The organism is Rhodococcus sp. NPDC056960, from assembly GCF_042674125.1.
Taxonomy (GTDB): domain Bacteria; phylum Actinomycetota; class Actinomycetes; order Mycobacteriales; family Mycobacteriaceae; genus Rhodococcus_F.
This window is the reverse complement of the sequence record NZ_JBHURF010000027.1, coordinates 1-12,466: the sequence shown is the minus strand read 5'-3', so window position 1 is coordinate 12,466 and position 12,466 is coordinate 1. Positions and strand designations below refer to the sequence as shown.

The following is a 12,466-nucleotide window of genomic DNA, read 5'->3' as shown; positions in this document are numbered from 1 at the left end:
AGACCTCCTCGTCCTACGACGGAATACCCCGATTAACTCATTCGAAAAACGGCACTTCCGTCTGCGAGAACGACACAGTCGCGACCGGGCGTACGCCAGGCTAACGTCCTGCGCTCGCCGCCGTATATACGTCGTATGAACCCTTCAGTGAAGAGAGTCGCCACCCGCTCGCCGCCGCTACGGCGGCGCAGCTCGCGGTCGCCCCACCCGCGCAGGCGGACTCCCCTCCCCCGTCTACTTCCGCGTGGGTGATGTCAACTGCTCGATCGCCCCCGACGGCACCGTGGGATGCGATCTGCCGCAACCGGTACCGATGGACTTCCCGCGGCTCGGCGAGTTCGGCCTGCCCTGGCTCGGCCCGGTCCGACACGTCGTCATCGATGTTCCCTGGCTTCCGGCACATCCCACCTATCCGCTCGGCACCCCCTTCACCGTGCCCGGCGGCAACCCCGACATCTCCGAGGTCGCCACCAGCCGGACCATGTACCAGAAGACGATCACGCACGGGGGAACCACCTGTCTCGCAAGATTCATGGGCGACGTCACCTGCACCGCCAAGGGGCGCAGCTTCGTCGTCACCGTCTACGGAATCCGCGCCCACTGAATCCCCTCCGAGTGATGCGGCTCCGCGGCACAGATCTACCCTGCCCAGTCGACCCGCTCCGCGAGCGCGTGCAGCGCACGACTTCTGTTCGCGTTCGATTCCCCCACCCAGGCGATGCGCCCGTAGACGTAGTCACGGAAATGCGCTCTCCCGTCGCGATTCTGCGAATCGGGCCCGTAGCGGACGCAGTTGAAGAGCAGTGCTTTCAGATCGTCGAAGTCGGCTCGCGCTGCCTGCGGCCGAGTGTTCACCACCAGCCCGGCCAGGTGCTGGCGTCGGTGCGCCCGCATGATGCGGGTCTTACCCGGGTGCACGGAGAACCCTTCGTCTGCGACGATCCGGCCGACGGCGTGGATCAGCCGATCCACCGCCAGATCCGTGCCGGAGAACGCGAGGTCGTCGGCGTACCGGGTGTACCCGGCCCGACCGGCCCGCGCAAGTCCAGTCAATCTGCGATCGAGTCGATAGGCGACGAGATTCGCGAGCGCCGGCGACGTCGGCGCACCCTGCGGCAAGTGCGCACCCCGCAGCCGAGTCGCCGCGTCGAAGGGAATCTGTGCGAGGACGCCTGGCGGTGTGGAGGTCGTGCACAGCCCGGCGAGCACGCGTGACACCGGGGGCGGATAGCCGAGGGCGGCGAAGATCGCACGCACCCTCGCCTGTGAGACGGACGGAAAGAATGCACGGAGGTCGATACGCAGCACGACGTCGTGGCCCGCGTGGGGAGCGGCGAAGGTATGGACGCTGCGGCCACGGACGAATCCGTGCGCCGCATCGTGCGCGGGAACGCGGTCGAGCACGGACCGCAAAATCCGGCGCTGCACCTCCCGAAGGCGTTCCTTGGGCGCCTCGAGCAGACGGTTGCCGGATCGGATCCGGTAGCGGTAATGCTGCAGCGGCGGCGCCTTCGTGCGCAGCCAACCGCCCGGATCTGCGAACCATGCGAGTTCGGCGGGAGTGAGGCCGACCGCCTGCGCGACCGACGTCGTGTGAGTCCATCGCGGGACGTCGAACTTCCAGTCGCTGCCGGCTACCTCGACGACCGGTTCCGGTTGCTCGATCTGCGGGAGTTCCGACAGCAGCCGATAGACGGTGCCGACGTCGTCGATCGGCGGTGTGGGCATGAGGTCGTGGAGCCGGGTCGCGATCCTGCCGGCATCCGGCGCACCCGTTTCCTCGAAGCGGAGCACGAGGCCGGCCCTCGTCCACGGGCCGGTGGTCGCGACCTCCGCGAGGCGGCGAGCGAGTGCAGGCTCGACGGCGCGACCGGCTGTCATGTGTGCGACGGTGAGAGGTGACCGATATCTGTCGTCTGCGGCGCGCCGAAGCACGCGGAGCATACGGTCGCGCGTCGGACGGTGCCTCCGACGAACACTGTCGAGCCAGGGGTTTCCCCTGACGTGGTCGCAGCCAGCGTACCGGCCACACCACTCTCACCTCTGCACCGTCGCACCTCGTGAGGATGTCACATGTTCTCGGCCGCGCGGATCCCTATGGGACGAGATCTGCGAATCAGGCAACCGCGCCGAACAGGCTGCGCGGTCGAGTCGGCCGGCGAATCATTCGGTTCCCTCGGGACACAGAGCGACGACGTCGATTTCGACCAGGAAGTCGCCGAGATGTGATCCGACGGTTGTTCGCGCCGGGTACGGCTCCGAGACGAATTTCTGATAGGTCTCGTTGAACCCGGTGAAGTCTCGCCCCGGATTCTGCAGGTGGACAGTGGCTTTGACCACGTGCGAGAAGTCCGAGCCGCACGATTCGAGCACGGCTGCGAGGTTGCGCAGTGCCTGTTCGGTTTGTTGCTCGATGGTCTCGCCGACCAATTCCCACGTGTCCGGGTGGTGGGGTGTCTGGCCTGCCGTGTAGATGACCCCGTCGGCGAGAATCGCCTGGGAGTAGTGCCCTGCAGGGCGGGGTGCATGGTCCGTGCGGACGTGTTGAATCTTCATGTCTTTCCTCAGTTTCGGGTGTTCGTTCTCGGACGGGTCGGGTGAGGTGTCAGAGCACCTTGGAGAGGAACGCGCGGGTCCGTTCCTGTTGCGGGTTCCCGATGACGGCGGAGGGTGGGCCGGCCTCGACGACGACACCTTGGTCCATGAAGACGATCTGGTCGCCGACCTCGCGGGCGAACCCGAGTTCGTGGGTGACGACGACCATGGTCATTCCGGCTTCGGCGAGCGACTTCATCACGTCCAGTACTTCACCGACGAGTTCCGGGTCGAGTGCCGAAGTCGGTTCGTCGAAGAGCAGCAACTTGGGCTTCATCGCCAGTGCGCGGGCAATGGCGATCCTCTGTTGCTGTCCGCCGGAGAGCTCTCGTGGGTACGAGTGGCCTCGGTTCCCCAGTCCGACACGATCGAGCAGGATGTTCGCCTCCGCGGTCACCTCGTCGCGGGGTCTGCCGAGAACGTGAACCGGGGCTTCGACGATGTTCTCCAGAACCGTCATGTGAGGAAACAGGTTGAACCGTTGAAACACCATCCCGGCGTTCAGGCGAGAACGCGCCGTCTGCCGTGGCTTCATCTCGTGGATCCGGCCGTTGCGTTCCGAGTAGCCGATGAGTTCTCGGTCCACGTACAGGCGTCCTGCGTCGACCTTTTCGAGATGGTTGATGCATCGCAGGAAGGTGGTCTTCCCGGAGCCGGACGGTCCGATGAGGCAGGTGACCGAACCGCGCTCGACGCTGAGGTCGATGCCCTTGAGGATCTCGGTGGCGCCGAATCGCTTCCGGACTCCCACCGCTTGCACCATGACGTTGTTCATTTCGTCCTTCCCCATGCACTTCGAAAACGAGTGGGTGCTGCCGATGCGGTGAAGCCCCGCGCGTAATGCTTCTCGAGCTTGTCCTGGAAGAAACTGAGGACGGTGGTCATCAGGAGGTACCACAGGCTCGCGACGATCAGCAGCGGGATCGTCTGATAGTTCAGCGAATAGATGATCTGCGCCGAGTACAGCAAATCGGAGATCGCGAGAACGCTGACGAGTGTCGTTCCCTTCAACATCGAGATCACCTGATTACCGGTCGGCGGAAGCACCACCCGCATCGCCTGCGGCAGTATGACCCGGCGCATCAGCTGAGTTCTGTTCATTCCCAATGCCTGAGCCGCGTCGTACTGGCCCTTGTCCACCGATCCGATGCCGCCGCGGATGATCTCCGCCATGTAGGCCGCTTCGTTCAGCGACAGCCCGAGGAGGGCGGCCCCCAGTGGCGTGATCAACGTGTTCACGGACCCGGACAGGAATTCGGGACCCCCGAACGGAATTCCGATCGACACGGTGGGATACAGGGCAGCGATGTTGTACCAGAAGATCAGTTGGACGAGCAGTGGAGTGCCCCGGAAGAACCAGATGTAGCCCCGGCTGATCGCATTGACGATCGGGTTCTCCGACAGCCGCATGACGGCAAGGAGAGTGCCGAGCGAAATTCCGGCGGTCATCGAGACGACCGTCAAGATGATCGTCAGGACTACGCCACGAAGTACTTGCGGGGCGAAGAGATTGGTGGACACGACAGTCCAGTGAAACCGGTCGTTCGTTGCGACATTCCAGGTCACCGCCGCGGCGAGGACGAGGAGGAGAATCGCGAACGTCTGCCGCACAGGATGTTTGAGTGGAATCACCGGGGCGGATGGGTCCGGAGTCGTCGTCACCGCGGACGGTGAGGGAAAGGCGTCTCGCGAGGCCAAGTGCTGCATTGTGGGTCTCCTTATTGGGCCGCGTTGACGCGCGCACGGGTGATCATCGCGGACTCCACACCGTACTTTCCGAGAACTTCCCGGTACGCGTCGCTGGCGACGACGGAGTCGAGTGCCGCCGCTACGGCGTCGACGAGGGCGGGCGCCTTGGTGACGCCTACGGCAACGGGGGTGTACTCGAATGTGTCCGATACCTCGACGGCGGGATTGTGCGCCGTCGCGTATTCGAGGATCGGGGAGTCCGCCAGGACAGCGTCCTGCCGGCCGCTGGTCAGCGCGGAGATCGCCTGTCGCGTGTCTTGGAACTGGCCGGTCTGAATCGGTTGCTTGCCGGTGGCTGTGCAGTCGTGGTTCAAGGCCGGGATGTTGACGGTGAGCTGATACGAGCCGGTCAGGACGCCGACCCGCTTCCCGCAGAGGGTGTCCTTCGTCATGGGTTCCGCCCCCTTCGCGACCACGATCGCGTTTCCCATCTGCATGTAGTCGACGAAATCCATCACCGCCATCCGCTTGGTGGTGGGCGTCATCGAGGACACCGTCATGTCGTAGCGGCCGGCCGCGATCCCGGGAATGATCGAGTCGAAATTGACGACTTCGATGTCGACGTCCAGGTTCAGCGCCTTGCCGATGAGTCTCGCGATGTCGGGATTCGTGCCGGTCATGTATCGGCTGCCCTCCGAATAGAATTGGGTGGGTGGCTCATTGGTCGGGATCGCTACCCGGAGCGTGTGCCGTGACGCCACCGAGTCAGGCAGCAACGCGACTGCCGCGTCGTTCACGCCCAGTTCCGGTACACCTTCGCCCTCCACAGCGGGCGAGGCCGGCGGGTCCGCGAATTCTTGGAGTCGACCGCACCCCGCCGTCGAGAGGAGGAGTGCAGCGAGGGCGCCTGCACACACGAGGCGGCGAGCGCGGCATCCGGGAAGAATTCGTGCCTCGTGTCGCGTCATGACGAGGACGTCCGCTTCGAGGTCGCCGAGTCCGATCCGGCATGCGCCGACGTGGAGCGGGCGAGGGCAGCGTGGCGGTTGCGAACGAGGGCCGGTCCGTTGTCCTGCAGTTCCTTGATGCTCGACACCCCCAGCAGCATCATCGTCCGCGTCATCTCGTCCGCGAAGATCCGCAGTACGTGCGAGACACCCTCCTGACCGGCCGCCGCGAGTCCATAGAGGTACGGACGGCCGATCGCGCACGCTGTCGCTCCCAGAGCCAGGGCCTTGATCACGTCCGATCCGCGGCGGATGCCACTGTCGACGATGATCTCGACCCGTCCGTTCACGCGTTCGACGATCTCCGGCAGCACGTCCAGCGGCGAGGCCATGTGGTCGAGTTGCCTGCCGCCGTGGTTGCTGACCTGGATGGCGTCGATGCCGATGTCCGCGGCGATCGCGGCGTCGTCGGCGCTGACACAGCCCTTGAGGACGATCGGGCCACTCCATCGGGAGCGGAGGTCGCAGAGGGTGTCCCAGTCGGTGGGCTCGTAGGACCCGGACAGCAGAGTTCGCCACATGTCCGGTGTGCTCGCGAGCGGCCCCTCCGCGATGGTCCCGTCGAGATTGGGGAAGGCGATCGCGTCGTTGCGCAGAAAACCCCACGCCCACCGGGGATGCAGTGCTCCCTCGACGACAGTCCGCGGTTTGAGGGACGGGGGCGCGGTGAAGCCGTTGCGGTAGTCACGTTCCCGATGGCCGATGGCCCGGCAATCGACATTGACGAGCAGTGCCTCGTACCCCGCGCTCGATGTCCGGTCGAGCAGCGCCTGCAGCATGCCCTTGTCCGCCATCGGTTCGATGTTGAACCAGCGACGCAGGCCCGGGGTTTGTGCACTGACCAGTTCCATCGGCGTGGTACTCAGATGCGCCAGGCCGTACGGGACATCTGCGGCGAGAGCGGCACGCGCCGCACCGAGTTCGCCCTCCGGGTGAAAGAGCCGTGTTCCCCCGGTCGGCGAGAGCATCAGCGGCATCGCCACCGGTTGCCCCAGGAGAGTCGACGCCAGGTCGAGGTTCTCCACCGCGCCCCACCGCGGCACGAAAGACCAGTCGTCGAACGAGGCACGATTGCGGCGGATCGACGCTTCGTCTTCCCCGCCGCCCTCGATGTAGTCGAAGATGCTCAGCGGGAGACGTGCGGCCGCCATCTTTCGCACGTCTTCGATGCTGTGGCATCGCCGTGCGAGCCGTTCCGGCACGGACCGAGCGGGGCCCTCGACGTTGACTAACGACCTGATATCTCTGAGCTTCATCGGGACTCCTCGAAATGGTGCTGACACCCGGTGCGCGGGGTGAACCAATGGTGATCCAGACCTCACCGCGTTGATATGGAGAAATTTCCAAGCTCATCCGCAGCGCTTGTAAAATCTTCCAGATGCACTCCCTCGAGCAGCTCCACGACGACGCGGCACCCGCGCCGATCGCGCTGGCGGACTGGACCGATCTCGTGCAGGAAGATCTGGTCCACGCGAATCCGACACCGGAAAACCTCCGTCGCCCCGTCGCCGACGTGCAGCTCTACGACGCACTCGACGACCGGGCGAATGTCAGGAACGCAGTCGTCCTCGCGATAGGCGTGTCGTGCGGATCGGCAGGATTCGAACGAGTACTCGTCCACGCCGCCGACGGCGAAGCCGCCGCCGTGATCGTCAAGGCGCGAGGAACCCCGATCGAAGACCTGAGAGCCGCGTCCAATCGTCACGACGTTCCCGTGCTCGTCGTCGGAGAGGACGCGGACTGGACACGGCTGATCGCGACAGCACGGACAGCAGTCGCGGGTGCTGCGGTCGATTCGGTATCGGGCGTGCGGTTGGGCGATCTGTTCGCCTTCGCCAACGCCGTTGCCTCGATAACCAATGGCGCCGCCAGCATCGTCGACCCCTCGGGCCGCATCCTCGGATATTCCACCGTGCCGGGCCAGCCGATCGACGATCTGCGGCGAGAGACGACCCTGACCCTGCAGGAACGGACACCCCCGGCCCTCGACGAGGACTTCAAGGTCGTCTACGCCTCGACTGTTGCGCTACTCGTCCAGTCGCCGGGCGACATCGCGGACCGGCTGGCACTCGCGGTCCGAGCCGGCGGGGAACTGCTCGGATCGATCTGGATCATCGATCCCGGAGGTGAACGGCGCCAACCGGCGCTCGATGCGCTCGACAGGCTGGCCCCGCTGGCCGGTCTCCACATGCTTCACGCCCGGTCTTCATCCGACTTCACCGAGCGCCGCAACGCCGATCTCATGCGCACACTGATGGCCGATCCGGCACAAGCGTCGTTCGCCGCTGCGCAACTCGGCCTCGAGTTCACCGATGGATTCGCCATTGCGGCTTTCGCCCTCGCCCACCCGAACGCCGGCAGCCTCGACGCCATGCGCGAGCAGCATCGACTACTTCAACTCGTGACCGTCACGTGCAACGTCCAGTTCCGCAGTGCGTACAGCGCTCTGATCGATTCGGTCGTCTACGCACTTCTCCCCTGTGCGGGGGAGAATCCCCGGGCAGCCCACCGTCGCGTGATCCGTGACCTCGGCTCCTACGCAACGACGATCAGTGCACATCCCGTCGTCGCCGCGGTGGGTGGCATCGCCGAGGAGATCGGCGAGTTACCTCGATCCCGCACCGAGGCGGTCCGTACTCTGCAGTTCCTCATGCACCGGCAGTCGGTCGCGAGGGAGAGTCCGACTCCACTTCTTCCGGCAGTCGCAGTGTTCGAAGATCATTGGACCGAGCTCAACCTACTGGAGATCGGCCGGTACATCGCCGAGAAGCATCTCGACCGGTTCGACGTCATCGATGCGATCCGAGCGTACGACGAGGCCCACCACACCGACTTTCTGATCACGCTGCGTGCGTACTTCGATTCGAACGCGAACGTCTCCAAAGCCGCGGACCGAATGCATGTCCACGGCAATACCATTCGTTACCGAATCACCCGTCTCACCGAGGAGTTCTCTATCGACTTCGACGATCCGACCACACGCCTGTGGCTGTGGCTCCGTCTCGTGTCGACAGACACCGCGTGAAGACCGGCAGTGCCGCGGCCGCGAGTGCCGCTGCGAGCACGATGCCCGAGGCGACGAGCAACGCCAGGTGGTAGCCATCGGACAGCAGCGGCGTGACGAGAAGCGGGCCCGCGATCTGGCCGAGGCTGTATCCGCTGGTCAAGATCGCGACCGCTCGCGGGAACTGGAGGTCGGCACCGATCGCCAGCGACATCTGGCTGATGCCGAGGAATGTTCCCCCGAACAGGAAGGCGGACATCAGGGCCGGCCAGATGCCGTCTGCCACCGCGGGCAGCGCGATGCCGACGGCCTGAACGACGAGGGCGATCACCAGCAGGATCGGACGGGACCATCGTCGGCCGAGCAACGCCCAGAGCGGACCGGACGGCAACGCCGCCAACCCGACGAGCACCCATGCGCTACTGCCGGCGAGGCTACCCGCGGTCCGATCGATCGCCGCGACGAGGAACGTGCCTGCGATGATGTAGCCGACGCCCTCCAGGAAATAGCTGACGAAGAGTGCGCCGAACCAGCGGAACGCCCTGCCGCCGAACAGTGTCCGCTCAGCGGCGGTCGGGGTGGCCTCGTGTGCCGGTGCGAGCGTCCACGCCGCCAGAGTGCAGACCACGGTCAGCAACGCCGCCGCCCACCACACCGAACCCCACGTGCTCAACGACCGCAGGATGAGGACGACGAGCCCGGACAGCGCGATACCCGCTCCGATTCCGCCGAACGCCCAACCCGACAGGTGTGCCGCGTGCCCACGCAGAGTGGAATGCATGGCACTGACGGCGATGACGAAGACCATCGCGCTGGTCACACCCGCAACGAATCGCAATACACCCCACGCTGTCTCGTTGAACGTCACCGGCATCAGCGCCAACGTCGCGGCCAGGACGAGCATCGAGACGCGCATGGCCACCGCCGAGCGCACCACAGCGGGGAGGACGATTCCGGCGAGCGCCCCGAGGAGATACCCGAGATAGTTGGCCGTCGCCAGAGCGGCGCCCGCCGACGGTGTCAAACCTGCCTGGGCCTCCATCAGAGGCAGAACCGGGGTGTAGACGAAGCGCCCGATGCCCATGGCGGCCGCCAATGCCGCCCCCACCTGACCGACCGTGACCCACGGTGATGTCGGCGGTCGGACCGTGACCGGTCCGTCCGCCCTACTTGGTGCGCTCATGCCTTCTCTTCCAAAGATATTCGGGTAGGCGATGTCAGGTGGCCGATCTCGGCGAGGCATCTCGTGCTTCGCTCCACAAATCGCGGACGATCTCCGCCGCGGGTGCCGAACGTGCGCTGCGATACCCGACGCCGGCCCACAGAGCGAGACCGTCCGGGTCGTCAGCGGCGCCCGCTGCCGCCCGCAGGCCACTGGTCAGCAGATGTACCTGCGGATATGCCGCCACCGCGTGAGCATCGAAGTCGGTGATGAAGCCGTTGACCAGGCCGCGGGCGGGACGACCGGAGAACGCGCGGGTGACGACGGTGTCGGTGAACCGCGCGTCGTGCAGCGCGGCGCGGTGCGCCGGCTTGGTTCCAGCCTCGTCGGCGTCCAGGAGGGCGGTACCCATCTGTACCGCAGCGGCGCCGGCCGCGAGGGTCGCGGCGACGTCTGCCGCGGTCGCGATCCCTCCCGCCGCGAGGAGGGGTAGGTCGACGGCCGAGCGGGCCGCCTCGACCAGTTCTCGCGTCGAACGCGGGTCCGGCTCGGCGTCGGGGTCCAGCGTCGCTCGATGCCCGCCTGCGTCGACTCCTTGCAGGCAGATCGCATCGACGCCCCGCTGTGCGGCCGCGCGTGCTTCGTCGACATCCGACACCGTGGCAACCACGGCACTGCCGGCATCATGCAACCGATCGACGACGTCCCGCGACGGAAGGCCGAAGGTGAAGGACACCACGGGAACCGCAAGCTCGACCGCGAGGTCGACCTTGGCGTCGAACGCGTCGTCGTCGTAGTCCACGATCTCGGGCAGCACCACCTGCCACCGTTCGGCGAGCGGCCGCAGCCGCTCCCGGTAGGCCTCCACGGCTGCACGATCGGCGAGGGGTCGTCCGGGGACGAAGAGATTCAGTCCGAACGGCGCGCTCGTCAGTGCGCGAACGGCGCCGACCTCACGCCGAACCGCATCGACGGTCTTGTATCCCGCCGCAAGGAAGCCGAGGCCACCGGCGGACGAGACCGCGGCCACGAGTGCGGGGGTGCTCGGTCCGCCCGCCATGGGCGCCCCGATGATGGGAATTCGGAGGCCGTCCTCGAGATCGAACACCGGGATCCTTTCGGTCGATGTGTGCGTGGCGGACGCGATTTGCGTCCGCGTCACGTGTTCCCTACTCGATCCTGCACCGCTGTCTCGCGGAGCGGAAATGCCGATTCGGCTGGATCTATGCTTGGGAGTTATGTCCATCGAACTGCGGCATCTGCGGGCCGCCGTGGCGATTGCCGAGGCAGGCTCGTTCACCGCGGCGGCGAACGCACTCCACATCACCCAGCCGGCGCTCACCCGAACGGTGCAGCAACTCGAGGCCGCGCTCGGCGTACGATTGTTCGACCGGACCTCGCGCGCACTCGCTCTCACCGAGGACGGTGCCGGTTTCGTCGAGAAGGTGCGCGTCATTCTCGGCGATCTCGATTCCGCGGTTGCGCTGTACACCAATCGATCTCTCGCACTCGGCTTCAGTTGGCTCCTCCCCGATCCGTGGGCGCAGCAGGTGATCGACGACGTCGAGCAGAACTCCCGCGCCACCGTGGTACCCCGTCGCTGCGACGACCCCATCGCTGCGCTGAACAACGCCACCGTGGACGCCGCCGTCGTCCGCCGGGACGTCCCGGGCGACGAGTTCGTGCAGCATCCGCTGTTCGAGGAGCAGCGGATCGCGGCGGTGTCGACCGCCTCTCCCCTCGCGGCGCGCACGTCGATCGAGTGGGCCGAGTTCGGAGCCCTTCCGCTGGTGATCAATACCCTCAGCGGCACCACGTCCGAAGATCTGTGGCCGAACCACGACGGTCCGGTAGTGACGTGCACGAATTTCGACGAGTGGCTCGAACTGATCGCTGCCGATCGCGGTGTCGGCACGGTTCCGGAAGTGGCCCGAAGGCGGGTGACTCATCGCAATGTGCGGTTCATCCCGCTGGTCGGCGCGCCTCCTGCGGTCGTGAGGTTCGTGTACCGACGCAACCGGGTGACGCCGCTGCTCCGGGTTCTGCGGGACGCCGCGATCCGGCATTCTCCCCCCACCTCGCCGAGACATACTGATGACTAGATCGATAGTCCGGTTCTAGCCACCAGCACGGTTACTACTGGGCGGGTCATCCCCTAGCGTTTCCTCTCGTCAGCGGCGAACACGCCGCCACCGCGGTCCCGGATCTCCGGGACGTCTTTCGAGAGGATTTCCAATGACGACCACCGAGACCATCGTCGAGACCCGCCCCGCCCCGTTCACCTGGGCACAGTCCGCCCAATACAGCCAGGGCGCCAAGGCCGGAGATCTGGTGTTCACGTCCGGTCAGGCCGGCTACGACGACGCCGGCACCCTCGTCGACGGCGGTTTCGAGGCCCAGGCCCGCCAGGTGTTCCGCAACATCGAAACAATCCTGCACCAGCACGGCGCGTCGATGGGATCGGTGGTCAAGCTGACCGCCTACCTCGGCCACCGCGACGACTTCGACACGTTCAAGAAGGTCCGCGCCGAGTTCTTCACCGCCCCGTACCCGGCGGTGACCGCCGTACAGAACGACTTCCTCGTCGACGGCATGCTCTTCGAGGCGGACGCCGTCGCCGTCTCCGGTGCCCAGCGCGTCCTCGCCGACGCCAACTGACCTGTTCCCGACCCCGTTCCCCCACCGGTAAGAAACTGGGATTTTCATGTCTGACACCCTCTTCCCGACCCTGTTCTCCCCCCTGCAGGTCGGCCCCGTCACCGTCAAGAACCGGATCTTCTCCTCCGGGCACGACACCGTGATGGTGCACGACGGCCAGGTCACCGACCAGCTCGTCGACTATCACCGCGCCCGCGCCGCCGGCGGTGCCGGGCTGATCGTCATGCAGGTCGCCGGCATCCACGAGACCGCCCGCTACACCTACCACGTGCTCATGGCCACCGACGACAGCTGCATCGAGGGATACCGGCGCGTCGCCGACGCCGTCCACGAGCACGGGTGCGCCCTGTT

At 66.0% G+C, this 12,466-nt stretch carries 12 protein-coding genes and 1 pseudogene; 5 read left to right on the top strand and 8 right to left on the bottom strand.

The window, feature by feature from the left end; translation table 11 throughout:
• Positions 1-244: 244 nt before the first annotated feature.
• Positions 245-604 carry a hypothetical protein gene (locus ACFTWF_RS34190; RefSeq protein ID WP_378465510.1) on the top strand — a complete coding sequence of 120 codons (360 nt, stop codon included), beginning with the start codon at positions 245-247 and terminating at the stop codon, positions 602-604.
• 35 nt (positions 605-639) lie between these two features.
• Here the strand turns inward: ACFTWF_RS34190 and ACFTWF_RS34185 are convergent, their stop codons facing one another.
• The 6 genes from ACFTWF_RS34185 to ACFTWF_RS34160 all read right to left on the bottom strand — a co-directional run bounded on the left by ACFTWF_RS34185 (position 640) and on the right by ACFTWF_RS34160 (position 6,442).
• A complete protein-coding gene (locus tag ACFTWF_RS34185; protein ID WP_378465509.1) occupies positions 640-1,881 on the bottom strand; it encodes a reverse transcriptase family protein in 1,242 nt (413 codons plus the stop codon).
• 282 nt (positions 1,882-2,163) lie between these two features.
• Positions 2,164-2,556: a RidA family protein gene (locus ACFTWF_RS34180; protein WP_378465508.1), complete on the bottom strand. Its 393-nt coding sequence runs from the start codon at positions 2,554-2,556 to the stop codon at positions 2,164-2,166.
• 49 nt (positions 2,557-2,605) lie between these two features.
• A complete protein-coding gene (locus ACFTWF_RS34175; protein WP_378465507.1) occupies positions 2,606-3,370 on the bottom strand; it encodes an amino acid ABC transporter ATP-binding protein in 765 nt (254 codons plus the stop codon).
• Positions 3,367-4,302 carry an amino acid ABC transporter permease gene (locus ACFTWF_RS34170; RefSeq protein ID WP_378465506.1) on the bottom strand — a complete coding sequence of 312 codons (936 nt, stop codon included), beginning with the start codon at positions 4,300-4,302 and terminating at the stop codon, positions 3,367-3,369. Before ACFTWF_RS34170 ends, ACFTWF_RS34175 begins: the two co-directional genes overlap by 4 nt.
• An 11-nt stretch (positions 4,303-4,313) precedes the next feature.
• A complete protein-coding gene (locus tag ACFTWF_RS34165; RefSeq protein ID WP_378465505.1) occupies positions 4,314-5,252 on the bottom strand; it encodes a transporter substrate-binding domain-containing protein in 939 nt (312 codons plus the stop codon).
• Positions 5,249-6,442 (bottom strand): alpha-hydroxy acid oxidase, encoded by a 1,194-nt coding sequence (locus ACFTWF_RS34160; RefSeq protein ID WP_378465504.1) that lies wholly within the window; start codon positions 6,440-6,442, stop codon positions 5,249-5,251. Before ACFTWF_RS34160 ends, ACFTWF_RS34165 begins: the two co-directional genes overlap by 4 nt.
• A gap of 227 nt (positions 6,443-6,669) precedes the next feature.
• Between ACFTWF_RS34160 and ACFTWF_RS34155 the strand changes: the two genes are divergently transcribed.
• The gene (locus ACFTWF_RS34155; RefSeq protein ID WP_378465503.1) at positions 6,670-8,316 is read left to right on the top strand and encodes a PucR family transcriptional regulator; all 1,647 of its coding nucleotides are present in this window, start codon (positions 6,670-6,672) and stop codon (positions 8,314-8,316) included.
• Here the strand turns inward: ACFTWF_RS34155 and ACFTWF_RS34150 are convergent.
• Complete coding sequence (locus ACFTWF_RS34150; RefSeq protein ID WP_378465502.1) at positions 8,246-9,478, bottom strand: YbfB/YjiJ family MFS transporter; 1,233 nt, start codon at positions 9,476-9,478, stop codon at positions 8,246-8,248. The genes ACFTWF_RS34155 and ACFTWF_RS34150 overlap by 71 nt on opposite strands.
• Before the next feature lie 34 nt (positions 9,479-9,512).
• A complete protein-coding gene (locus ACFTWF_RS34145) occupies positions 9,513-10,565 on the bottom strand; it encodes an NAD(P)H-dependent flavin oxidoreductase (protein ID WP_378465501.1) in 1,053 nt (350 codons plus the stop codon).
• 130 nt (positions 10,566-10,695) lie between these two features.
• Here ACFTWF_RS34145 and ACFTWF_RS34140 point away from each other — a divergent pair, with 130 nt between their 5' ends.
• From ACFTWF_RS34140 to ACFTWF_RS34130, 3 genes and pseudogenes are all read left to right on the top strand, one after another.
• Complete coding sequence (locus ACFTWF_RS34140) at positions 10,696-11,559, top strand: LysR family transcriptional regulator (RefSeq protein ID WP_378465500.1); 864 nt, start codon at positions 10,696-10,698, stop codon at positions 11,557-11,559.
• 133 nt (positions 11,560-11,692) lie between these two features.
• Positions 11,693-12,115: a RidA family protein gene (locus tag ACFTWF_RS34135; RefSeq protein WP_378465499.1), complete on the top strand. Its 423-nt coding sequence runs from the start codon at positions 11,693-11,695 to the stop codon at positions 12,113-12,115.
• A gap of 46 nt (positions 12,116-12,161) precedes the next feature.
• A pseudogene (locus ACFTWF_RS34130) lies at positions 12,162-12,466 on the top strand (oxidoreductase); the annotation flags it as partial.